Genomic DNA, 23,970 nt, shown 5'->3' with positions numbered 1-23,970 from the left:
CGTGAACTGGGTGCGCAGATGAACACGCATCGGCGCACGCCGCCACTACGACGACGCCTTCTGCTTGCGCGCACGCCGGATCGCCTGCAATTGCGCGACCGCTTCCGCCAACTCGGCCTGCGCCTTCGCGTAGTCGATGTCGCCCGTCTGCTGCTCCAGCAATGCGGCGGCGGCCTCACGCGCTCGCTCGGCACGCGCGTGATCGAGGCTGTCGGCGCGCATCGCCGTGTCAGCCAGCACCGTCACGCGATCCGGCTGGATTTCTACGAAACCACCGGCGATGTAGAGAAACGTCTCGGTCCCGTCTGCGCCCTCGATGCGCACCGTGCCCGGCCGCACGCCTGTAAGCAACGGCGTGTGGCCCGGCAACACACCCAACTCCCCCGACGAGCCGGGCACTTCGACGAAGCGCGCCTCGCCCGAGAAAATCGCACGCTCGGTACTGACCACATCTACCTTGAGTAATGCCATGTATTTCACTTCTCCCATCACAGCGTTCGTGGCGTAGCGACACCAAGCTCTGTCGACATCTTCATCAGCGACTCCCAGATCGGCGTCGTCAGATCGATGTGATCGTGGTGCTTCTTGCGATTGTCCGCTTCGTACTCGCCGGGATACTGCACACGGTCGAAGCCCGGCTGCGGTGGGCACGACGTCAGATAATCGATGAACGCCTCGACCTCATGCGAGCGCCACGTCGCCGCAAAGTCGACCTGCGGGTTGAGCACGATGGCGAACATGTTGTTCGTCGCCACACCCGCGCGCGGATGCTCCGGCTGAATCGTACCGCCCCCCGAAAGCACGCCCGCCAACAGCTCCGTCACGATGCCTAGCGCGTAGCCCTTGTGACCGCCGAACGGCAGCAATGCACCGAACGGTTCGGTGAAGAGCGCATTCGGATCGGTGGACGGATTGCCGTAGCCGTCGATCAGCGAGCCCGGCGGGGCCTGTTTGCCTTCGGCCGCCAACACACGCGCCTTATTGATGGCGATGGCGCTCGTTGCCATGTCGACCACCAATGGCGGACGATTGTTCGGCAACGGCCCCGCAAAACACAACGGATTGGTCGTGAGACGCGGCTCGCTGCCGCCGAACGGGGCAACCATCGGCTGACGGTTCGTCACGTTCGTGAACGCCATGAACACCAACCCCTGATGGGCAGCCATCTCGCCATACTGCCCCATGCGGCCCAGATGGTGGCTGTTGCGCAGCGTCAGAATCGCCACGCCTTTGTCGAAGGCGCGCGCAATCGCATGCTCCACCACGAACTTGCCCACGTGCTGACCGAAGCCGCGATTGCCCTCGAACAACAACAGATTGCCGTGGTCAGTGAGCACGGTCGGGCGTCCGGTCGGGTTGACCTGACCGTCCTCAAGCACTTTGCGATAGGTCGGCAGAATCGACAGTCCGTGACTCGCATAGCCGACACGATCCGATTCCACGAGATGCTCGGCGACGTCGAGCGCGATGTCGTCCGGCACGCCTTGCGCGAGCAGCAGTTGTTTGCCGAAGTCGACGGCGTCTTTCAGGGGGATTCGCATAGTGACTCCTTATTCATCGAGCGCAGCAGGCGCGCATTACAACCAGCCCAGCCAGCGCCAGTACGTCGCAGCGAACACCAGCAACAAGGCGTAACCCACCACGGTGACAATGATCCCCACCTTGGCGAATTGCTTGGCAGTGAACGTGTCGGTGCCCAGACACACCATGTTCTGCGGTGCGTTGATCGGCAGGATGAAACCGAAGCTGACCGTGAAGCCGAGCAACATGGTCATGCCCAACCGGTTGAAGTCGCCCGGCAAGGTTTGCAACACGGCAATCAGGATCGGCAGCATGGCCGACGTCAGCGCCGTGGCGCTCGCGAAACCCAGGTGAATGAGGATGAGGAATGCGGCAAGAATCGCGAAGATCGACAGCGTCGGCAGAGAATCGAGGCCCGTTGCGGCCACCACGTGATTGCCCAGCCACTGCCCTGCCTGCGTCGTAAGCAATGCGGTGCCAAGACTGATACCGACCCCGAACACGATCACGGTGCCCCAGGGAATGCGCGACTGCACGTCCTTCCAGGTCATCACGCCAAAGCGCGGCAACATCAGCACCACAAGACCGACGTACGTGACCGAAGTGGTATCGAAGCGGTGCAGCTTGCCTTCCGTCGCCCAGAACAGCAGCAGTCCGATCGACACGGCCAGCAGACGCTTCTGCGAACTCGTCATCGGGCCCATTTCGCGCAGCTGCGCTTCCACGGCTTCCTTGCCACCGGCGATGGCGTCCGCCTCGGGCGGCATCAGCTTGAGCACGAGCACCACCAGCACCACCGACATGATGATCGCCCACGGCGCGCCGGCGACGAGCCACTCGGCCCACGTGATACGGTCGCCGAGCATCTTGTCCATGAAGCCCACGGTCAGCAGGTTCTGGGCGGCCGCCGTCTGAATACCGACGTTCCAGATACTGGTCGCCTGCGCCACGATGATCATGATGCCGGCGGCGATGTTCGAGCGCTTGTCGACGCCGAACGCGGCAATCACCCCCATCATGATCGGCACCACACAGGCGCTACGGGCGGTGGCGCTGGGCACGACAAGCGAGAGCAGGATGGTGACGGCAACGGCGCCGATCATCACGCGGCGCGTGCTGGTCCCGATTTTGGAGAGGGTCACGAGTGCGATGCGACGATCGAGCCCGGTGAGTGTCATCGCCGCAGCGATGAAGAGCGCACCAGCCACCAGCGCGAGCGCCGAGTTGGAGAACCCGGCAAGCGCCATGCTGATCGCGCGTGACGTGCCGTACTCGACGCTCGGATCCTGCACCGTGGGCGCGGTGCCCACGAGAAACGCCATCAATGACGTGATGATGATGGCGCTGGCCTCGTACGACACGGCCTCGGTAATCCACACCACCACGGCGAAGGCGAGAATCGCCAGCATGCGATGGCCTGCGACCGGCAGATCGTCGGGCATCGGAATAAAGAGCACGGCAATCATCACGACCACACCGGCAATCAGCCCGATGGGTATCGCTTTCTTCTGGGGAGGGCTTTGCACAGAAACGTCAGGCGTGCTCATAGGGGGCTCCAGAACGGAATGGCATGCCGGCAGTCGGCATGTCTTGAGGAAATGCCACGCTTGAACTGCGGATCAATCCTACCCGCATTGAACTTGGCGAGGCAAGCACGGGGCATAGGCGTGTACCGCTGGCGGCCGGCCCCAACTCAACGTGAGGCAGCATGGGCACGGCATAGGCAAGCGTGGCGGGGAATAGGCGAAATGCGAGGCGAAATGCGAGGTGAAGTGCGAGGTGAAGTGCGAGGCGAAGTGCGAGGCGAAGTGAGGCAGTCCAGCGTGCATTCGGGTGCACGGGACGACGATCAACGCGGCGGTGAATGCCGCACGCGAGGTATTCAGGGTGTACCGGGCCTTCGAAGATCCGGACGATCGGGGTGCCGGAAATGCATCGCAAATGAAACGGCGATGCGATCCGCGAAGCGCAAACGCTTAGAAATGCAGTCCGAAGTATTCCGGTGCACCCGCAAAAAGCTGGGTATTGAGGACAGGATTGGTCAACGCGCGATGCCAGAGCGTCTGATACAGCCCTGTCAGACCAGCGCGCGGTCCGGTGACCATGGCGTCCGTGCCCGACGTCAGCCCGGCATTGCCGAGCGTGCCGCTTAACGTCCGACCGCTGACGATGACCGGGTCTGACGCCCACGCGCCTGCATCCGCGAAAACGTCGTGCCACGGTGCGGGAGCCACACCAACGAGCGCCGCCGGCGGCGAACCCGGCGGCGTATGGGGCGACACTCGGGCCGACGCTCGGGCCGCACGCTTCGAACGTGCGGCCCGTGTCGGCCGGACGCCAGGCTTGGCTTGCGCCGTTGCGGCCTTCGTCGCCGCCGTCACACCGGTGGGATTCACGGTGTGCGGCGGACTGGCGGCATGTGCCGATGCCACCATCCAGAAGCAACACAACAACGCCAGCGCCGCACTGGCGCCCATCAGGCGGGTAAGCGACTTCGTCATGACATCCTCGTGTATCGGCGGTGATCCCCGCCTGTCTTGGGATAGTCAGAGCAAATTTCGGACCATGAGAGACAACCGTTTGATTCTTATGCACTTCTTATTCCACCATTCGCAGATGTCCGAAGAATTCCCGAGATCTGTTTCACTTCAGAAACATCCGGCAGCCGCGATTGATCATCGACGATACGCTTTGACCGCCTTGTGGGCCGGTGTCCGCGCTCGCCGGTGAAGCATTGATCGACTTTCGACGCTTCGATTGTCGTCCCGCGTTTCATCTGACGCATTGATGTGGATCAAGAAAAGCGTACGACCGCGCGAAAACCCGAATTGACGGACGATGTGCCTTATGGCGAGGGCCGACGGCGTTTCGACGGTAGTAACGGTAGTCACGGTGGTCAATGCGGCGTTGACTCACCCGGGACTCGGACGCTTCCGAAAATGCCGACGGCCGCCCGATGTAGGGAGCATGTCTCTGGCACAATCGCTCAACGTTAGGGTCTGTTCACATTAATACGGGCTCGTGTTGCCCGGCCAAAGGGGCGAGCGCAAGGAATGAGCCGAAGCGAATATCGGGAATATTCGCGAGGATCATGACGCCGCGATCGCCCCTTTGGGTGGACAACCCGAAGGGAACGTGCCCTACCGGCCGTCTGGCGGCGTTGCCCGCAGCTTGCTTGGAGTGACCAAGCGGCGCTGCGGGCGCCTTGCCAGCCAGCCGGTAGAACACGTTCACGAACCCGTATTAATGTGAACAGACCCTAGAAGCACAGGGCCATCGACCGACTGTCCGGTGAGCCCAATGACATAAAGGAGTCAGCAATGTCCCAGTTCGATGTGGATCTGTTCGTGATCGGTGCCGGTTCGGGCGGCGTGCGGGCCGCGCGCGTCGCTGCGCAATACGGCGCGCGCGTGAAAGTCGCCGAAGAGTTTCGCGTGGGTGGCACGTGCGTCATTCGCGGTTGCGTACCGAAGAAGCTGTTCGTCTACGCCAGCCGTTTTGCTGACGAGTTCGAAGATGCCGCCGGTTTCGGCTGGGAAGTCCCCTCTCCCAAGTTCGACTGGAAAACGCTGATCGCCCGCAAAGACACCGAGATTGCGCGACTCGAAGGCATCTACAAGACCAACCTCGAACGTGCGGGTGCGAAACTCGTCGCCGCGCGCGCCGTGGTCGAAGGCCCGCATACGGTCGTGCTGCCCGCGACCGGTGAGCGCATTACCGCACGCAACATCCTGATCGCAACAGGCGGCCGTCCGGCAGATCAGCCGCACTTCGTCGGACGCGAGCACGCCATTTCGTCAAACGAAGTATTTCATCTCGAATCGCTCCCCGAGCGGATCACGATCGTCGGCGGCGGTTACATTGCGCTGGAATTCGCGGGTGTTTTCGCTGGACTGGGCTCAAAGGTGACGGTCGTGCATCGCGGGCCGCATTTGCTGCGCGGATTCGACGAGGAAGTCCGGACGTCGCTCGAAGCCGCGTATCGCGAGCGAGGCATCGAGATCCTGCTTGAGCGCACGATTCAGCGAGCCGAGAAGATTCAGGACCGATTGCGCATTACGCTGTCGGACGGCAGCGCGCACGATGCGGATGTGCTGCTGAGCGCTGCCGGGCGTGTGCCGTACACGCAAGGACTCGGACTCGCGGCCAGTGGCGTGGCGCTCAACGACAAGGGTGCAGTGATCGTCGACGAGTTCTCGCGCACGAACGTGCCGTCGATCTTCGCCGTGGGCGATGTCACCGATCGCGTCAATCTCACGCCGATGGCGATTCGCGAAGGTCAGGCGTTCGCGGATACGGTATTCGGGGAGCGCACCACACGCGTGGATCACAAACTGATTCCGACGGCGGTGTTCAGCACACCGGAAATCGGCGTGGTGGGACTCACCGAGAGTGAGGCGCGTGCGCAATACGCACAGCTCAAGGTGTACAAGGCCATCTTCCGCCCGCTCAAGGCAACGCTGTCGGGCCGTCAGGAAAAGATGCTGATGAAGCTGCTCGTCGACGGCGCGACCGACAAGATCGTCGGCGCGCATATGGTCGGGGATCACGCAGGAGAACAGGTGCAGTTGCTGGGCGTCGCGCTGTCGATGGGTGCCACGAAGGCCGACTTCGACCGCACGCTGGCCGTGCACCCGACGGCCGCCGAAGAATGGGTGACGATGCGCACACCCGTGGCGTAAATCGGTTGATCGGGCGCTGAAGTCACTGTCGTGATCAGCGCCCGCGACGGGTTATCCGTGTCGAAGCTTTAGAACTTTAGAACGTCTGGTACCAGACGCCGAAGATGGCGATCGGGGTGAGCACCAGCAACAACACGCGCCAGACTGGCACGAACCACTGCGCGCGCGAGCCATCCAGCACGGTACGCGCCTTGGGCCAGATGAACGCACCGACGAAGATCGCGATGCACAGCCCGCCCGCCGGCATCAGCAGATTGACGGTGACATAGTCCATCAGATCGAAGATCGTGCGATCGAACAGTCGCACGTCCGACCAGACGCCGAACGACAGTGCCGCCGGCGCACCGAACAGGAATGTCGCGACGAAGACAGCGAGGACCGCCGGACCACGCTGCCATTGATATTCGTCGATCAGAAAGGCCGCGACCGGCTCGAACAGCGACACCGCCGAGGTGAGCGCGGCGAACAGCAACAGCAGGAAGAATGCGATGGCAATCGCATGGCCGAACGGCATCTGCGCGAAAATGGCCGGCATGGTGATGAATGTGAGGCCGGGACCGGCGTCGGGCGGTACGCCGAAGGCGAAAACGGCAGGGAGGATCATCAGGCCAGCAAGGCAGCACGCGAGCGTGGCAAGCGTGGCCACCCAGACGGCCGAACCGGCGAGCCGTGCGTCGCGAGGCAGATAGGATCCGTAGACCACGATCATCCCCGCCCCCAGCGACAGCGAGAAGAACGCCAGTCCCAGTGCTTCGAGCAACGTGTCGCCGGAGATCATCGAAAAGTCAGGCGTGAGGAACCATGCCACGCCCGCCATCGCGCCGGGCAGCGTGAGCGCCCGGGCAATGACCAGCAACATCAGCAGGAACAGCGCGGGCATAAGCCACTTGCCCGCCCGCTCGATGCCTTTCTGCACACCGGCGGCGACGATCAGTGCCGTCAGACCGAGAAACACGCCCATGCTCGCGAGCGACGCCACAGGATTCGCCGTGAACGCCGAAAACTCGGTGACCAGCCGTTGCGTGTCGTTCGCCAGCACCGAGCCGGTGAACGCGCGCATCAGGTAGGTCACCGTCCAACCGCCAACCACGACGTAGAACGAGAGAATCGCGAACGCATTGAACGTGGCGATGCGACCGACCCAGGCCCAGGCGCGTCCGCCGAGCGTGTGCAACGCGGTCGTGATGGACTGCCCCGTCAAACGGCCCACCGTCATCTCTGCCAGCAACAGGGCGACGCCGAGCGTCAGCACACAGCCTAGATAGACGGCGAGGAACGCACCTCCGCCGTGCTGCCCAACGACGTACGGAAATTTCCAGACCGCGCCGAGGCCAACAGCAGAGCCAGCGGCGGCAAGAACGAAACCCAGCCGCGATCCCCAGGTGGCACGACTCGCTCCCCCCGAAGCATCGGTTGCAGCGGGCGATGTCGCTGGGGCAGCAGGTGAGATGGGTAAATGGGACACGTGTCTCCTCCGGAAACGGACGTGCAGCGGCTCGTTCCACGCGGCTTTGCACCGCGCGGGAGCGACACGTCACTGGTTCATGGAATGGCGTCAGGCAGATTACTGGCGCGGCACGGCATCGATGTCGACACGATGCGGCTCACGTGAGCCAGCGCATGACACCACAAGGGTGGCCGGAGAGTCTACGCGGGAAAAGGTGCTTACCGGTTTAGGAAAGCACCCAAATCAGCATCAGTGGCCGAGGTCAACCTCGCCTGCCGAGGCAGAGCGCGTTCCCGGTTTCGGCGGGTTGCTCTCGCCCCGGTAGGCAAACACGACCGAGAACTTGGTCGTATCGCCCTCGTTGCGGCCAGCCGCGTGAAACAGGCCGCTATGGAAGAGCACGACGTCGCCCTGTGCGAGTTCCACTTGCTTGCCACGCGCAACGAGCGGCTGATTGTCCGGTTCGTCGGGACGCAGGAAGTCCAGCGAATCGAGCTGATGTGTCTGAAGCTGCTCGCGGTGCGAGCCCGGGATGAAGCGAAGCGCGCCGTTGTCGCGCGTCTCCGGCCCCAGCGCCAGCCACACCGAAACCAGTGAGTTCTCGGGGAACGACCAGTAGCGAATATCGCGATGCCAGCCGGTCGCGGTACCGAAGTGCGGGTGTTTCGTCATCACGCAGTTGTGGTGCGCAAGCGTCAGCACCACGTCTTCGCCGAAGATCTGCGCAAGCGATTCGATCAGGTCCGGGCGCGTGGCCCAGTTGCGAAGCGCATCGCCGCGATCGTAAGCCTTGAGCAGACGGCGAACCGTTTGGCCGCCCTCAGCGTCGCGCGATTGCGGTGCACCCTCATAACCCACATCGGCTTCGAACTCGAGCGGTAGCGTGGCCGCCGCCAACTGCGCTCGCACATCGGCCAGAATCGCCTCGCAGTCGGCCTGCGCGACGTAGCGCGGAAGGATCAGATAACCGTCGTTATGGAAGGTTTCGAGTTGCGATGCGGTAAGCGCCATGATGGTCGGCGAAGCGGGCAATAAGCTGGCTGTTAATGGAAAATGACGGGGACTTGAGAGTTTTTCTGTGTAACGGGATGAATCGGGAGGACTTGCAGGGTCATGGCCGCTGACGTCGTTACTGCATTTCATGACGTCGTACGGCAATGGCGCTCAGGCGGCGCGTTTACGTCGTCGAGGCGGCAGATCGCCAGCCGTCTTGCGTTCGAGCTTGGGTTCGGGCTGCGGCACGTCGGTACCGGGCAGCGACGCCTGCGGATTGCCGGCGGGACGCGGCGTGTCGACCACGCTGCGCAGACGGTCGAGCTCACGCGTGAGCTTTGCCAATTGGTATTCGAGCTGGCAGTTACGGCGATACAGCGTGCGCATTTTCTGGCTGAGCGCCTGCGTCTGTGTCCAGTATTCCGGATACATGACGAAACGCCCATCCGGGCGTTCGACGACGCCAAGCCCGCTCTGTCCCATCACGTCGATGGTTTCCAGCGCGTAGCGTCGAACTTTTTTTACCGTACCTGCCGCCATTTATTTCCTACAGTCCCAGCCTGAGAGAGTCAGGCGCGGCATTTTGCCACGAATTCGCTCCGCCCGGGCAGCAAACCCATGCCGAAGCGGAGATTTATTTTTCGCCCGCGGCCCCGCCGGACGGGGCTGCGAGCAGGTTGTGGAAGCATCGGGACGCAATCTCCCGGCATTGCACAGCAATTGTTACGGCTTCGGCGGCTTACCGGTGTCGATGGAAACCGGATCGCTTGCCGGGAAGGTTTCCTCCAACCCCTTGTCGAGACGCTTCGTCTCGCTGGGTCGCGATGCAGGAACCCGCCTCGGCTTGTCGACTTCGATGGACACGGGATCGCTCGCCGGAAACGTCTCCTCAAGCGCTTCGTCGAGGTCGCGTTCCACCGCGTCCTCCTTGTGAGGATGCTGTGGGCCGGGCTTGCGCGTGGGGGTATCGCTCATCAAGTCCTCCGCTGGTAAAGCCGCGCCGGTGCGCGACCGTCGCCCCTACTATACCGCGAGCAGCGTAGACCCGCGCGTCGTGTCAGGCCGCCGGCGTCAGACGCGCTCGGTGGCGCGTCAGGGCTTCGCGCACGAGCGCGTGCATTTCTTCGCCATCTGGGGCGTCGACAAGGGCCAGAATCTGCGAACGCATGCGCGGATCCCAGAATTTATGCAGATGCGTGGCGACCTGATCCAGCGCTTCTTCGCGATCAGGCAAGGATTCGAAGAAGTCTGCAATGCGGTTGGCCATACGCACGAGGTTGTTGCCGTCCATCGAAAATCTCCCGCTCCGTCAGGGTCAAGGCCGTCAGACGCGCTCGTCGAGCGCCGCCCCGCCGGTGTAAATCACGCACTGTTCGCCACGCACGAAGCCCACGAGCGCCACACCTGCGGCCTGTGCCGTACGCACCGCAAGCGCCGTGGCCGCCGATACGGCCGCCACCATCGGAATGCCAACCTGCGCCGCTTTCTGCACGATCTCGACGCTGGCGCGACTCGTCATCAGCACAAAGCCGCTGTCGAACGCACGCCCCTCGCGCGCGAGTGCGCCGATGAGCTTGTCGAGCGCATTATGTCGGCCGACGTCTTCACGCAGGCAGACGATCTCGCCCTGTGGCGAGCACCAGGCGGCACCATGCACCGCGCCGGTGACGCCATTGAGCGCCTGATGCGCTGCGAGCCCCGCATGCGCCGCGGCCAATGCCGCATGGGTCACGCGCAACGGCTCACCCGCAGACGGCAACGGCCGCAACACCTGGTCGAGACTCTCGGTGCCGCAAAGTCCGCATCCGGTGCGCCCGGTCAGGTTGCGACGCCGCTCCTTGAGTCCGGCGAACGCACGCGACGACACTTCGAGGTGCGCGGTAATGCCCAGCGAGGTCGCCGAGACGTCCACCCCGTAACACTCGCGCCGGTCGTTCAGAATGCCCTCCGACAACGCGAACCCCAGCGCAAAGTCTTCGATATCGGCCGGCGTCGCCAGCATCACCACGTGCGAAATGCCGTTGAATTCCAGCGCGACGGGCACTTCCTCGGCGAGTTCGTCGCTCGCCGCCTGCCACGCGCCATGACGGAAACGCCGAACGGCGAATGTTGCGTGCGGCGAGAGGCTTTCCGGGTCGATGGCGGTCGGCGCGACGTCGCACACGGGCGCGACGACGCCATCGATCTCATCGCTGACATCGCGTGCCGATTCAATGGCTTCGCGGGCTTCAGCCACTTCAAGTAACGGGTTGGACATCGTCAAACACTGACTCCAGGTCATTCCTAGGTTCGCGCCCCTACTTCGCCGACACCGGCTCGGCAGGATTGCGGGCCGCATCGAGCAATTCGAGCTGGGTGCGGTTGAAGGACGAATACTTGGCCTGCCATGCCGACGGCTGCACCACCGGCAGCACCTGCACGGCCGTCACCTTATATTCCGGGCAATTGGTGGCCCAGTCCGAGTTATCCGTCGTGATCACGTTCGCCCCCGACTCGGGGAAATGGAACGTCGTATAAACCACGCCGGGTTGCATACGCTCGCTGAGCACCGCGCGCAGCACTGTCTCGCCCGCCCGGCTCCGGATGCCGACCCAGTCGTTATCCTTGATGCCCCGCTCCTGCGCGTCGTGCGGGTGGATTTCGAGCCGGTCTTCGTCGTGCCAGTGAACGTTGTGCGTGCGGCGCGTCTGCGCTCCGACATTGTATTGCGAGAGGATGCGCCCCGTGGTGAGCAAGAGCGGATAACGCGGCGTGACCTTCTCGTCCGTCGGCACGTAACGCGTGATGATGAAGCGCCCCTTGCCGCGCACAAATGCGTCGACGTGCATGATCGGCGTGCCCTCGGGTGCCTCGTCGTTGCACGGCCATTGAAGGCTGCCCGCCTCGTCCAGTCGCGCGTAACTCACACCATGGAACGTCGGCGTGAGCCGTGCAATTTCGTCCATGATCTCGGACGGATGCGCGTACGGCATCTCGTAGCCCAGCCGCTTCGCCAACGCGATGGTGACTTCCCAGTCCGCCATGCCCGGCAGCGGCGCCATCACCCGGCGCACGCGCGAGATGCGTCGTTCGGCGTTGGTGAACGTGCCGTCCTTCTCGAGGAACGTTGTGCCCGGCAGCAATACGTGCGCATACTTGGCGGTCTCGTTCAGGAAGATGTCCTGTACGACGATGCACTCCATCGCCTCCATCGCCGCTGCCACGTGCTGCGTGTTGGGGTCGGACTGCACGATATCCTCGCCCTGACAGTAGAGTCCCTTGAAGCTGCCGTGGATGGCCGCATCGAACATGTTCGGGATACGCAGCCCCGGCTCAGCCTGCAACGTCACACCCCACGCGGCTTCGAATTCCTCGCGCACCAGCGTATCGGACACATGCCGGTAGCCCGGCAACTCGTGCGGGAACGAACCCATGTCGCACGAGCCCTGCACGTTGTTCTGTCCGCGCAACGGATTCACACCGACCCCTTCGCGCCCGACGTTGCCCGTCGCCATCGCCAGGTTCGCGATGCCCATGACCGTGGTCGAGCCCTGTGCGTGCTCCGTGACGCCCAGCCCGTAGTAGATCGCCGCATTGCCGCCCGTCGCATACAAGCGCGCGGCACCGCGAATCTGCTCGGCAGGCACGCCCGTCACGACCGACACCGCCTCGGGCGAATTCTCCGGCAGCGCCACGAAATCGCGCCACTGCGCAAACGCCCGGTCTTCGCACCGCTCGGCAATGAACGCTTCGGCCAGCAGTCCCTCGGTGACGATCACGTGCGCCAGCGCGTTGACCATCGCCACGTTGGTGCCGGGACGCAGCGGCAGATGGAATGCCGCCTTCACGTGAGGTCCATCGACGATATCGATGCGACGCGGATCGATCACGATGAGCTTCGCCCCCTCGCGCACACGCCGCTTGAGTCGCGAGGCGAAGACGGGGTGCCCGTCCGTCGGATTCGCGCCCATCACGAGAATGACGTCCGCGTGTTCGATCGACTTGAAGGTCTGCGTACCGGCGGACTCGCCGAGCGTCTGCTTCAAGCCGTAGCCGGTCGGCGAATGGCAGACGCGCGCGCACGTGTCCACGTTGTTGTTGCCGAACGCGGCCCGCACGAGCTTCTGCACGAGATACGTCTCTTCGTTCGTACAGCGCGAGGACGTGATGCCACCAATGGCGTCGACCCCATACTTCGCCTGCAACCGACGGAACTCCGACGCTGCGTAGTCGAGCGCCTCGTCCCACGACACTTCGCGCCACGGATCGGTGATCTTGCTGCGAATCATCGGTTTGGTGATGCGCTCCTTGTGCGTGGCGTAGCCCCAGGCGAAGCGTCCCTTGACGCAGGCATGGCCTTCGTTCGCGAGACCGTCCTTGTATGGGGTCATGCGCACGACCTCGCCGCCCTTCATCTCGGCCTTGAATGCGCATCCGACGCCGCAGTACGCACACGTCGTCACCACCGCGTGCTCGGGTTGCCCCATCTCGACGATGCTCTTTTCCTGCAACGTGGCCGTCGGACACGCCGCCACACAAGCGCCGCACGACACGCACTCCGAATCCATGAACGGCTGATCCTGCCCGGCCGACACGCGCGCCTCGAAGCCACGCCCGGAGATCGTCAGCGCGAAGGTGCCCTGCGTCTCCTCACACGCCCGCACGCACCGGTTACACACGATGCATTTCGACGGGTCGTACGTGAAGTACGGATTGGACTCATCCTTGGCGCTGTGAATGTGGTTATCGCCGTCGAAGCCGTAACGGACTTCTCGCAATCCGGTCACGCCGGCCATGTCCTGCAATTCGCAATCGCCGTTGGCCGCGCACGTCAGGCAGTCCAGCGGGTGGTCGGAGATGTAAAGCTCCATCACGTTGCGCCGCAGATCCTGCAATTTCGGTGATTGCGTGCGCACCTTCATGCCCGGCTCTACGGGCGTCGTGCACGAAGCGGGGAATCCGCGTCGCCCTTCGATCTCGACCAGACACAGCCGGCACGACCCGAACGGTTCGAGGGAATCCGTCGCACAGAGCTTGGGGATGTTGACGTCGTTGCCCGCTGCGGCGCGCATGATCGACGTGCCGGCCGGAACCGTCACGCTCAGCCCGTCGATCTCCAGCGTGACCTCGACTTCGCTCTCACGCCGCGGCGTGCCCATGTCCGGACCGTGGCCCGGCGAGACTTGCGCATTCGGATGGATCATGTGTCGTTCTCCCATTCAGACGTGCAGGCTTTTGCCGTTGACGTCCTGGACGTGGTTACATCAAGCGGCTTCGGCGCAGCCGGCGCCGTCGGGCAGACCGAAGTCCGCCGGGAAATGTTCGAGCGCGGAGCGCACGGGGAAAGGCGTCATGCCGCCCATCGCGCAGAGCGAGCCAGAGACCATCGTGTCGCACAGGTCGTGCAGCAACTGCACCTGGCGCGTGGACGTATCCCCGCGCCGGATCCGTTCGATCACCTCGACACCCCGCGTCGACCCGATACGGCACGGCGTGCACTTGCCGCACGATTCGAGCGCGCAGAATTCCATCGCGTAGCTCGCCAGCCCGGCCATATCGGCCGTGTCGTCGTGGACCACAACACCGCCATGCCCTACCACCGCGCCCAGCGCCGCATAGGCCTCGTAGTCCATCGGCACATCCCATTGCGCTGCCGGCAGATATGCGCCGAGCGGCCCGCCGACCTGGATGGCCTTCGCGGGACGTCCGCTCGCTGTGCCGCCACCGAAGTCGTCGAGCAACGTGCGCAACGTCACGCCGAATGCCAGCTCCACCAGCCCGCCGCGGCGGATGTTGCCCGCCAGTTGCACGGGCAGCGTGCCCTGCGACCGGCCCATGCCGTACTCGCGATAGGCCTGTGCGCCATGGGCGAAGATGTACGGCACGCTTGCCAGCGTGATCACGTTGTTGATGAGCGTGGGCTGCCCGAAAAGACCGGACAGCGCGGGGATCGGCGGCTTGGCACGCACCACGCCGCGTTTGCCCTCAAGGCTTTCGAGCAGCGCCGTTTCCTCGCCGCAGATGTATGCGCCAGCGGCCTTCGCCACGCGCAATTCGCAGGCGCGTCCGGAGCCGAGTACGTCCGGCCCAAGCCAGCCCTCACGGCGCGCGACGGCAATCGCCGCTTCGAGTGCCGCAATGGCGTGAGGATATTCGCTGCGCACGTAGACGATGCCCTCGCTCGCGCCGACGCTCAGCGCTGCGATCGCCATCCCTTCGATCAGCACGAACGGATCGCTTTCCATGATGAGGCGATCGGCAAACGTGCCGGAGTCACCTTCGTCCGCATTGCAGACGACATACTTTTGCGTGGCTTGCGCGCGACTCACCGTGCGCCACTTGATACCGGCCGGGAACGCCGCACCGCCGCGTCCGCGCAGCCCCGAGTCGAGCACCGTCTGACAGGCGGCCTCCGCGTCGAGTGCAAGACAGGCGCGAAGCCCCGCGAGGCCACCGTGCGCCACATAGTCAGCCGGGTCCAGCGGATCGGTCACGCCCACGCGGGCAAACGTCAATCGTTGCTGCCGCGCCAGATACGGAATCGCCTCGACGCGCCCCACGCAGGCGGGCATGGCAGCATCCCAGCTTCCGTCGGGATCTTCCGGCGAGACGTCACACGCTGCGTCCTTCGTGGCGCACGCGGGCCAACCGCTTTCGAACAGTGCTACGACCTGCGACGGCTGCACGTTGCTGTATCCCACGCGGCCCGCAGGCGTCGCCACTTCGACGAGCGGCTCCAGCCAGAACAGCCCCCGCGAGCCATTGCGAACGATATCGATGGCAACACCACGCCGGGTCGCCTCGGCGGCTACGGCCGCCGCCACGCGGTCTGCGCCCAGTGCAAGCGCGGCAGAGTCACGCGGAATGTAGATACGGTAAGCCTTCGATGCCTCAGTCATGACGACCCTCCGTGCTGGCAACGGCCGCCGCAAGCAGCGCGTCGAAGCGCGCCGGACTGACGCGCGCATGCAATTCGCCGTTGATCGTCACGGCAGGTGACAACGCACATTGGCCAAGGCAGTAGACCGATTCGACGCCCACGCCATTGCATGCGTCGCCATCGATGTGCGCGCCGGTACACGCCTCAGCATGGGCGACGAGCGCTTCGCCGTCTCGACTGCGACAAGCTTCCGCACGGCAGACCTGTACGACGGTCGGCGGTGGCGGCGCGCTGCGAAAGTGGTGATAGAAGGTGATGACGCCGTGGACTTCGGCGCGCGAAAGGTTCAGCGCGGCAGCAATGGCCGGCACGTGCGCGGGATCGACGTAACCGTCAGCATCCTGCAAGGCATGCAGCAGCGGCAACAACTCGTGTGCGCGGCCGGCGTGGCGAGCCAGCAGCGGCGCGAGCGTCGCATGAGGTGTGGGCACCATCTCGAATTGTCTCCTGGGGCAAGACCGCATCTCATATGTTCTTGATTGCATATGATGATCCAAGGTCTTTTGGGGGCTCAGTCCTTATGACAGTAGACCAAACGCCCCGTCCCAACAAGCCTCGTGCAAATACCGATACCCTCACGCAAACGTTTGCGCTGCGTTGCAACATGATGCAGACGTCCAGCCCATGCGGGCCGGGCGTCGGTCATTGAAAAACGTTCCGCGCCTCATATGCATACAAATACATATGAAACATCATCCCAATGACGGAAATGCTTCGGACAGAGACGTCACTCGCCCTGTCGCCCCTTCGCTGTAGCCCGGAATCGCGTGAACGGCCTGTCGATATTCCCCACTCTGGAGAATCTCAAGCAAAGCCTGAAGATGCGGAGACTCGCTGCCGCTCTCCGGGAACATCAGGCAGTAGCGCTCCGTGAGGATCGGGATGAAATCGAGGCCGAACTGACTCGCAGCGGCTTCGATGGCAAGGCCCGCGTCGGCACGTCCGCTGGCGATATAGGCAGCAACGGCCGCGTGCGTGAATTCGATGCTCTCGGCACCGGCTACCGTCGTGGGATCGATGCCGTCCTGCGCCAGCAGCAGATCGTAAATGATGCGCGTGCCGGACCCACGCTCGCGGTTCGCGAAGCGCGCGCCCGTGCGCGGCAAATCGGCCAACGTTCGAATGCCGAGCGGGTTACCGCGCGCCACGAGCAAACCAAGACGCCGCGACGCCACGTCCGCCACGCGATACGACTTGCCTTTGAGCAGTGGCATGTACTGATCGAGCACCGGCTCCGCGAGCGCGCCGATCGGCACGTGAAAGCTCGCGACTTCGCATTCGTGCTTGGCGAGCGCGGCAATCGCCTCAATGCTGCCGCGATAGCTGACGTCGATGGGCAAACCGGCGCGTCCTGCGAAATCGACCAGCGCCGCCACCGCCAGACCATGACTCGCGAACAGCCGCAACTGGTCGGTTTCCTGAAGCAGCAAATCGTCCAGTTCGGTTTGCAGTTCGGACGCCATCGTCTCCAGCAACGGCCCGAGCCGCGCCTGCAAACGCTTCTGCCCCCAGAGCAATCGCTGCGCGAGCGGCGTAAGGACAGCGCCGCGCCCGCGCGCCATCGTTAGCAACGGTGCCCCCATCAGCGACTCCACTTCTTTCACGTGCCCCCACGCGCCACGGTACGACTGCCCCAGCACCTGACTGGCGGCCTGCAAGTTGCCGTGCGCCTGCACTTCGGTGAGCAACGACAGCACTTTGTCGAGCGGCAGGTCGTTGCCGTCATGGCGAAAACGGAGTTGCGGGGCGATGGAGATACGCTTCATGGGACTCACCTTATATGCTATTAATTGCATAAATCAATTTATGCAAAATCCTGATAACATGCCTACAAACGTCGATTTAACGGGCATTTCCCGCTCGACATTCGCGCGAAGTAACGGGCGCAATGTTTCGCAATTATGCATCAATTTGCCTATTTGACGTCAACCGTTTCCTCTGGACATTGCCCCCCCCCCGAAGTGGGTGCAATGCGCCGGTCACTCTTGCTCGAAAACGCGTCATGTCTGCCCCGAAAATTGCCCCGTACGACCGCCCTGCCGGCGGTTGGGGCGCGCTCAAGAACGTCGCCATCCAACTCGTCACGCAGGGCATCCCGCTCAAAGGTGCGCGAACGCTGCTCAGCGCGAACCAGCCCAGCGGTTTCGATTGTCCAGGTTGCGCCTGGCCGGACCGCGAACATGCGTCGACCTTCGAATTCTGTGAGAACGGCGCGAAGGCCGTCGCCGCCGAGGCGACCAAGCGCCGGGTGACGCCCGAGTTCTTCGCTGCGCGCACTGTCACCGAATTGCTCGAACTCGACGACTACACGCTCGAAGGTTACGGCCGCCTCACGCACCCCATGCGCTACGACGCCGCCACCGACCGCTATCTGCCCATCGACTGGGACGCCGCGTTCGCCATGATCGGCGAGCATCTGCGTGCGTTGCCCGACCCCGATCAGGCGGCGTTCTACACGTCGGGGCGCACGAGCAACGAAGCGGCCTTCCTGTATCAGCTGTTTGTGCGTCAGTACGGCACGAACAACTTCCCCGACTGCTCGAATATGTGTCACGAGCCGACCAGCGTGGGGTTGCCACCGGTCGTCGGCCTCGGCAAAGGCACGGTCACGCTCGAAGACTTCGAACAGGCCGATACGTTGCTGTTGTTCGGACAGAACCCGGGCACCAATCACCCGCGCATGCTCGGCGAATTGCGTGAAGCGGCCAAACGCGGCGCGACCATCGTCTCGATCAATCTGCTGCATGAGCGCGGGTTGGAGCGCTTCGCCGACCCGCAGAGTCCGGGCGAAATGCTGAGCATGGGCGGCACGGCCATCAGTGGCCATTACGTCACCCCGGCGAGCGGCGGCGACTTCGCTTTCGTGAAGGGCGTCATCAAACATGTGCTGGAGCGCGACGCCGACGCACGCGCCAACGGTGCTCCTGCTTTGCTCGACGACGCCTTCATCGCCGAACATACCCATGGCTTCGACGACTTCGCCGCCGACGTGCGCGCCGAGCGCTGGGACGATCTTGAGCGCGCGTCCGGCGTGTCGCAGGCCCAGATGTGCCAGATTGCCGACGTCTACCTGCGCGGCGAGCGGGTCATCGCGACCTGGGGCATGGGCATCACGCAGCACAAGCAGGCAGTGGCAACGATCCAGATGATCGTCAACCTCATGCTCCTGCGCGGCAACATCGGCCGTCCGGGTGCCGGACTTTGTCCCGTTCGCGGTCACAGCAACGTGCAGGGCGACCGCACTGTCGGCATCAACGAGAAGCCGACCGCCGCGTTCCTCGATCGGATCGGCGAGGTCTTCGACTTCACGCCCCCGCGCCGCGAAGGTCTGGGCGTCGTCGACACGATCTCGGCGATGCTCGCCGGAAAGATCCGGGTCTTCATCGGGATGGGGGGCAATTTCGCGATGGCCACCCCCGATACGCCACGCACGTGGGAAGGTCTGCGTCAGTGCGACCTGACCGTGCACGTGGCGACGAAACTCAACCGCAGCCATCTGGTGCATGGCCGCGACGCGCTGATTCTGCCATGCCTCGGCCGCACCGAAATCGACATGCAGAACGGCGCGGTGCAAGGCGTGACCGTCGAAGATTCGATGAGCATGGTGCACCTCTCGTACGGCATCAACGCGCCGGCGTCGGAGCATCTGCGCTCGGAGCCCGCGATTGTCGCGGGCATGGCGCAGGCAACGATGGGCCATGCCGTCGGCGGCCATGACGACTGGCACTGGTACACCGAAGACTACGACCGTATTCGCGATGCCATCGCCGCCACTTTCGACGACTTCGCCGAATTCAACCGCCGCGTGCGCCACCCGGGCGGATTCCGTTTGCCGGTGCCGCCGTCGGAACGCCAATGGCTGACCGCCAACGCACGGGCGAACTTCACCACGCACCCGCTGCCGGCCGAACTGCAGATCGACGTCGCCCGCAAACAGGCGGGGGATCGCGGCGCAGACGTGCTGCAACTCGCCACGATCCGCTCGCACGATCAATACAACACCACGATCTACGGCCTGAACGACCGGTATCGCGGGGTGTTCGGTCAGCGTCGCGTCGTCTTCGCGAACATCGAGGATCTGGACGCACGCGGCCTGCGCGCAGGCGAGCGAATCGACCTTGTCGGTGTGTGGAATGACGGCATCGCCCGTCGCGCCGACGACTTCCTGCTGGTGGCCTACGATATCCCGCGCGGCAGTATCGCTGCGTACTACCCGGAGACGAACGGCCTCGTGCCGCTCGACGCCACCGCCGACGGCGCAGGCACCCCGACATCCAAGTCGGTTCCGGTGTTGCTGGAGCGCCGCCTTGGCTGACGCCTCCACCCCCGCCGACGGCGAACTCGCACAGGCGGAGCAAGAACTCGCCCGCCTGCTGCAAACGCTCGCCGACGGGCGTCGTGAAGGTCGTGCATCGATGTCGCTCGCACGTCTGGCCAAGCGCAGCGCATTGCCCATGAGCACGTTGCTGCGCTACCTCAGCGTGCTTACAGAGGCCGGGTGGATCGCGCTCGAAGACGGCGAGCGCGGCCTGCAACTCGCCCGGCTGACCGACGCCGGTGCGGAGCAGCTCGATAGCCTTGGCAGTCCTCAATAACCGGCCCGTGCGCTGAAAAATCGGCCGCGTATGACGGAAATGCGACGAAAGTAAGGCGCTGCAATACGACTGACACATTTCCATCCCGGCACCCGACATACACTCTCGTCGCTACGGGGCGGATCACCGCCCCGGGCGCTTACGTTGCACGATGCGATCCATGTGATCTATTCGATCCATTCGCCATCGACGACGTCAGGCCACATCATGTCCGCCATGCCTCGGAGACTTCATGGAGAACGTCGTTGCGCGCCCGGTCGAGATCGACGCCGCCACGCCTTGCGTCAGCGCCACCGTCGAGAGCGTTGCAACGCCCTCGCCCGCGCTGTGGCGTCACGCCAGACCATCGCGCTGGAACCCCGTGCTGATCGGCCTGACGACGCTCGCCGGACTTTGGCAATGGCTGGGGCTGGGATGGGCGCTGCGCCACTGGGGTGAGATGGCGTCGCTGACGTTGCTACCCGTGCTGCTGCTCACCCCCATGCACTGGGGACTGATTCACGAGTCCATTCACGGCCAGTTGCGCCTCAAGCCCCGTGCCAACGAACGCACCGGCCGCTCGCTCTCCCTGTTGCTCGGTCTGCCCTTCGAGATCATGCGATTCGGGCATCTGATGCATCACCGGTTCACGCGTCAGCCCTACGACCGTCCCGACATCTCGAACCTGCCCGCCGATGCCCCGTTCGCCGCGCGCGCCCGGCGCTGGCTCGGCTATCAGTCGCGCCTGCTGGGCGGCATGTGGTTCACGGAACTGTTCGCACCGGTGATCGCCTGGTTACCGGTCAAGCGCCTGCCCACGCTCGCCGTGAGCGCACTGGGTGCCGATCCGCAGGACGACGATGTGCGTCGTCGGGTGGTGATGTTCGCCTCCGACCCGGTGCGACGCCGCCGTATTCAGCGCGACTTCGTCCTGATGCTCCTCGCACTCGGCGCAGCGGTGTGGGCGTATGGTCCGTGGTGGCCCGTGTTTGCGGTGACATTCGTCGCGCGCGGCATCTGGCTGTCCATCGCCGACAACCTGCCGCACTACGGCGTGGCGATGGATGAACCCGCCCGCTCGCGCAATTTCCGCTCACCCGCGTGGGGACGTCTGCTCGTGCTCAATCACCATCTGCACCGCGTTCACCACCAGTACCCCACTGCGCCCTGGCACCTGCTGCCGGAAATCGACGCGGCGCAACCGTCATCCGGCCCCGTCATTCCTTACTGGCGGGCCATCCTCCGCCAGTTCCGCGGACCGTTGCCAGCCAGCAGCCTCGCTGCCCCCGGCACGACGCCGTAACGCCACTACACCTTCGCACTAGTCTCAGCGCGCCTGAGAGTCAACGACGCCGCGCGCGTCGTTGTCTGCGCGCCACGCAAGACACACCGCGCATTGTGGATTTCGGACCGATTCTTTCAGGATTTGTCCGAATCATGATATAAATGCGAATCGTTTTCGTTAACGTTTACATCATCATTCCACTGAATGGCGGAGCGTCATGATGTAACGAGCACCGACACCGTCTGTGGATTTGCGCTGCCAGCCACGTCGCCTCAGGGCGGCGTTTTCGTTTCCGTCGGCGCAGCGTGACAACAGACACCGGACGCTCACGTCGACGTTCGCATCCCTGTATTCCTGCTTCTTGCGCTTATTTATCAGTTACTCGCGAGCATGTTGATTGCATTGGCCATTGCACTGGCATGGTTGGCAGGCGCTGCCTGCTACCTCACTTCGGAACACCAGCGATTGCGCGCGCAACGTCTGGCGGCGCAGCCCGCGCGCGCGATAGCGCTGGTCGCGGCGATCGCGAGCCTCGTTTGCTGGTGGCTGGCCGCCGGGCCGTCGGCCGGTATTGCGTCCGCGTTCATGTCACTGTGCTTTGGCCTGCTTTTCTGGCCGTATGCGGCGGGTGGCTGGCACTGGCTGCGCGGAGATGCCCATGTGGAGTAGAACCTTCGCGGGCCTTGTGCTCGGCTTCTTCGCGGCCATCGCGTTGTGCGGTGCCATCGCCTACATGACACCGGCCGGCTGGCAAACCGCCGCGATCCCCGTCATCGCCCTCTTCCCGCTCGTGTGGCTGGGTCTGTTCGCCGTCGTCTACGCGAGCCGCACGGCGGCGCGTGCATGGATCGGCATTGGCGCGACCACTGTCGTCGCTTGGGCTGCGCTGCTGCTGGCGCGCACCGTCTGGTAAGGATCGTTCGATGCGCGCTCAGACCCTTCGTCAATACCTCAGTGTCCACACGTGGGCCGGCATCGTGGCCGGTTTCGCCTTGTTCGTCGCCATGCTCGGCGGCGCGCTGACCGTCTTCCATCACGAAATCGAACGCTGGGAGCAACCGGCAACGCGTCACGCGCCGCTCTCGCTCGCCCAGACGGAGCAACTCGCCGAGATGGTGCGTGCGCAGTACCCTGCCGCGCGCGAGCAAATGGGTGTGGTGTTGCCCAGCCATTCGCCGATGCCGTTCGCCTACTGGCAACAGCCCGACGGCGAATGGATGCAGGCGCGACTGCGTTTGAATGCGGACGGCACCGCGTCGTCGCTCATCACGGGCGATGCGCGCCCCGGCCTGTCGAACACCGTCAACTCGCTGCATTACTCCCTCTCGATCCCGACCTATGGCCTGTATCTGATGGGCGTGGTGTCGCTGTTCTACGGCATGGCACTCATCTCCGGCGTGATCGTGCACCTGCCACGCGTGACGCGCGACATCTTCGCGCTGCGCCCGGGACGCAATCTGAAGCGCTTCTGGCAAGACGCGCACAACGCCATTGGCGTGCTGAGCTTGCCGTTTCATATCGTCTTTGCGTTGACGGGTGCGTTGCTGTGCCTGAGCCTGCCGCTGATGATGGCGTTCAACGTACTGACGTTCGAGAACAAGCTCGCCCCGCAGTTCTTGCAGATGACGGGGTCCGTACCCGCGAAAATCACGCCGGTCGACGGCAAGCCGCTCGATCTTCAGGCCGTGCTGGCACGCGCCGAACACGCCGCCCCCGATCTCGAGACAACGGCCGTCGCCTGGTCGCGCTACGGCAAACCGGACGCCGTGGCCGAAGTCTACGGCGAAGCCAACGACTCGCTGGGTGTCTTCGGCGCGGTGGCGGTTCGTTTGAATGACGGTGAGATCGTCGGCCAGCACAGCCCCGGCGTGCGCGATACGAATCACGCCGTGCTCAGCATGATCTACGGGGCACACTTCGGGAATTTCGCCGGCGACGCCATGCGCTGGGTGTATTTCATCCTCGGCCTGATGGGGGCTGTGCTGGTTTATAGCGGCAATCTGCTCTGGCTCGAATCGCGTCGCAAGCGCAATACTGCCATTCAGCCCGCCAATCTGCGATGGATGGCGAAGGCAACGGCGGGGATATTCCTGGGCACGTGCCTCGGCATCGCCGTGGCGTTTGTCGCCGCCGTGGTCGCGCCGGGTGCGACGTCGCTGTCGATCTTTGTCGTCACGCTGGTGCTGTCGATGATCGTCGCCGCGCTCACCGCGCCTGCGGTGGCCGCGACCGGATTACTCGTCGCGACCGCGCTTGCCTGCCTCGCGATTCCTGCCGTCGATGCGATGTTCACGGCCGACAATCTCGTGCGCACGCTCGCCAATGGCGACTGGGTACTCGCGGGCGTCGATCTGATCGCCCTCGCCTGTGCCGCGATCTTCGCGCTGTTCGCACGCGCAACGTGGCACCGTGCACGACGCGGCGACCCGAACAGCGTCTGGGCGCGCCCGGCCTCGACGGACCAAGCCACGGCACAAGTCATGCCGCAAACACCCCACAAATAAAAGATCGATTCACGACGGACGCGCTGGCACACAGCGCGTCAACTA

Annotated in this window: 21 protein-coding genes; 7 read left to right on the top strand and 14 right to left on the bottom strand. The window is 64.0% G+C overall.

Going from position 1 to position 23,970, the window contains the following annotated elements; genetic code table 11:
* Nucleotides 1-45: 45 nt before the first annotated feature.
* From PAQ31011_RS00280 to PAQ31011_RS00265, 4 genes are all read right to left on the bottom strand, one after another.
* Nucleotides 46-471, bottom strand: coding sequence for a F0F1 ATP synthase subunit epsilon (locus PAQ31011_RS00280; RefSeq protein WP_150573957.1), 426 nt, complete (start codon nucleotides 469-471; stop codon nucleotides 46-48).
* 17 nt (nucleotides 472-488) lie between these two features.
* The gene (locus PAQ31011_RS00275) at nucleotides 489-1,541 is read right to left on the bottom strand and encodes an Ldh family oxidoreductase (RefSeq protein ID WP_150573956.1); all 1,053 of its coding nucleotides are present in this window, start codon (nucleotides 1,539-1,541) and stop codon (nucleotides 489-491) included.
* Nucleotides 1,542-1,577: 36 nt separating this feature from the next.
* Nucleotides 1,578-3,068 (bottom strand): DASS family sodium-coupled anion symporter, encoded by a 1,491-nt coding sequence (locus tag PAQ31011_RS00270; protein ID WP_150573955.1) that lies wholly within the window; start codon nucleotides 3,066-3,068, stop codon nucleotides 1,578-1,580.
* 429 nt (nucleotides 3,069-3,497) lie between these two features.
* A complete protein-coding gene (locus tag PAQ31011_RS00265; protein WP_150573954.1) occupies nucleotides 3,498-4,022 on the bottom strand; it encodes a hypothetical protein in 525 nt (174 codons plus the stop codon).
* A gap of 819 nt (nucleotides 4,023-4,841) precedes the next feature.
* Here PAQ31011_RS00265 and gor point away from each other — a divergent pair.
* The gene (gor, locus tag PAQ31011_RS00260) at nucleotides 4,842-6,203 is read left to right on the top strand and encodes a glutathione-disulfide reductase (protein WP_150573953.1); all 1,362 of its coding nucleotides are present in this window, start codon (nucleotides 4,842-4,844) and stop codon (nucleotides 6,201-6,203) included.
* A 76-nt stretch (nucleotides 6,204-6,279) separates the two neighbouring features.
* Here gor and PAQ31011_RS00255 read toward each other — a convergent pair whose 3' ends face one another.
* The 10 genes from PAQ31011_RS00255 to PAQ31011_RS00210 form a co-directional block, all read right to left on the bottom strand.
* The gene (locus PAQ31011_RS00255; protein WP_150573952.1) at nucleotides 6,280-7,668 is read right to left on the bottom strand and encodes a sodium-dependent transporter; all 1,389 of its coding nucleotides are present in this window, start codon (nucleotides 7,666-7,668) and stop codon (nucleotides 6,280-6,282) included.
* 231 nt (nucleotides 7,669-7,899) lie between these two features.
* Nucleotides 7,900-8,661, bottom strand: a complete 762-nt coding sequence (locus tag PAQ31011_RS00250; protein ID WP_150573951.1) for a phytanoyl-CoA dioxygenase family protein — start codon at nucleotides 8,659-8,661, stop codon at nucleotides 7,900-7,902.
* A gap of 153 nt (nucleotides 8,662-8,814) precedes the next feature.
* The gene (locus PAQ31011_RS00245; protein ID WP_039398577.1) at nucleotides 8,815-9,183 is read right to left on the bottom strand and encodes a hypothetical protein; all 369 of its coding nucleotides are present in this window, start codon (nucleotides 9,181-9,183) and stop codon (nucleotides 8,815-8,817) included.
* Between the two features lie 183 nt (nucleotides 9,184-9,366).
* Nucleotides 9,367-9,618 carry a hypothetical protein gene (locus PAQ31011_RS00240; RefSeq protein WP_150573950.1) on the bottom strand — a complete coding sequence of 84 codons (252 nt, stop codon included), beginning with the start codon at nucleotides 9,616-9,618 and terminating at the stop codon, nucleotides 9,367-9,369.
* Nucleotides 9,619-9,700: 82 nt separating this feature from the next.
* On the bottom strand, nucleotides 9,701-9,934 hold the full coding sequence (locus tag PAQ31011_RS00235; protein ID WP_150573949.1) for a formate dehydrogenase subunit delta: 234 nt from the start codon (nucleotides 9,932-9,934) through the stop codon (nucleotides 9,701-9,703).
* A gap of 33 nt (nucleotides 9,935-9,967) precedes the next feature.
* On the bottom strand, nucleotides 9,968-10,900 hold the full coding sequence (fdhD, locus tag PAQ31011_RS00230; RefSeq protein WP_150573948.1) for a formate dehydrogenase accessory sulfurtransferase FdhD: 933 nt from the start codon (nucleotides 10,898-10,900) through the stop codon (nucleotides 9,968-9,970).
* Between the two features lie 40 nt (nucleotides 10,901-10,940).
* Nucleotides 10,941-13,826, bottom strand: coding sequence for a formate dehydrogenase subunit alpha (fdhF, locus tag PAQ31011_RS00225; RefSeq protein ID WP_150573947.1), 2,886 nt, complete (start codon nucleotides 13,824-13,826; stop codon nucleotides 10,941-10,943).
* 60 nt (nucleotides 13,827-13,886) lie between these two features.
* Nucleotides 13,887-15,521: an NADH-ubiquinone oxidoreductase-F iron-sulfur binding region domain-containing protein gene (locus tag PAQ31011_RS00220; protein ID WP_150573946.1), complete on the bottom strand. Its 1,635-nt coding sequence runs from the start codon at nucleotides 15,519-15,521 to the stop codon at nucleotides 13,887-13,889.
* The gene (locus PAQ31011_RS00215) at nucleotides 15,514-15,996 is read right to left on the bottom strand and encodes an NAD(P)H-dependent oxidoreductase subunit E (RefSeq protein WP_150573945.1); all 483 of its coding nucleotides are present in this window, start codon (nucleotides 15,994-15,996) and stop codon (nucleotides 15,514-15,516) included. Before PAQ31011_RS00215 ends, PAQ31011_RS00220 begins: the two co-directional genes overlap by 8 nt.
* 258 nt (nucleotides 15,997-16,254) lie before the next feature.
* The gene (locus tag PAQ31011_RS00210; RefSeq protein WP_174989830.1) at nucleotides 16,255-17,328 is read right to left on the bottom strand and encodes a substrate-binding domain-containing protein; all 1,074 of its coding nucleotides are present in this window, start codon (nucleotides 17,326-17,328) and stop codon (nucleotides 16,255-16,257) included.
* Nucleotides 17,329-17,564: 236 nt separating this feature from the next.
* Here PAQ31011_RS00210 and PAQ31011_RS00205 point away from each other — a divergent pair, with 236 nt between their 5' ends.
* From PAQ31011_RS00205 to PAQ31011_RS00180, 6 genes are all read left to right on the top strand, one after another.
* Nucleotides 17,565-19,877, top strand: coding sequence for an FdhF/YdeP family oxidoreductase (locus PAQ31011_RS00205; protein WP_150573943.1), 2,313 nt, complete (start codon nucleotides 17,565-17,567; stop codon nucleotides 19,875-19,877).
* Nucleotides 19,870-20,157: a helix-turn-helix domain-containing protein gene (locus tag PAQ31011_RS00200; protein WP_150573942.1), complete on the top strand. Its 288-nt coding sequence runs from the start codon at nucleotides 19,870-19,872 to the stop codon at nucleotides 20,155-20,157. The genes PAQ31011_RS00205 and PAQ31011_RS00200 overlap by 8 nt, the downstream gene beginning before the upstream one ends.
* A 232-nt stretch (nucleotides 20,158-20,389) precedes the next feature.
* Nucleotides 20,390-21,439: a fatty acid desaturase family protein gene (locus PAQ31011_RS00195; RefSeq protein WP_150573941.1), complete on the top strand. Its 1,050-nt coding sequence runs from the start codon at nucleotides 20,390-20,392 to the stop codon at nucleotides 21,437-21,439.
* Nucleotides 21,440-21,811: 372 nt separating this feature from the next.
* Nucleotides 21,812-22,090 (top strand): hypothetical protein, encoded by a 279-nt coding sequence (locus PAQ31011_RS00190; RefSeq protein WP_150573940.1) that lies wholly within the window; start codon nucleotides 21,812-21,814, stop codon nucleotides 22,088-22,090.
* The gene (locus PAQ31011_RS00185) at nucleotides 22,080-22,334 is read left to right on the top strand and encodes a hypothetical protein (protein WP_150573939.1); all 255 of its coding nucleotides are present in this window, start codon (nucleotides 22,080-22,082) and stop codon (nucleotides 22,332-22,334) included. The genes PAQ31011_RS00190 and PAQ31011_RS00185 overlap by 11 nt, the downstream gene beginning before the upstream one ends.
* A gap of 10 nt (nucleotides 22,335-22,344) precedes the next feature.
* Complete coding sequence (locus tag PAQ31011_RS00180) at nucleotides 22,345-23,925, top strand: PepSY-associated TM helix domain-containing protein (RefSeq protein WP_150573938.1); 1,581 nt, start codon at nucleotides 22,345-22,347, stop codon at nucleotides 23,923-23,925.
* Nucleotides 23,926-23,970 lie beyond the last annotated feature (45 nt).

It is taken from the genome of Pandoraea aquatica (assembly GCF_902459565.1).
Taxonomy (GTDB): domain Bacteria; phylum Pseudomonadota; class Gammaproteobacteria; order Burkholderiales; family Burkholderiaceae; genus Pandoraea; species Pandoraea aquatica.
This window is presented reverse-complemented; position numbering and strand designations above follow the sequence as displayed.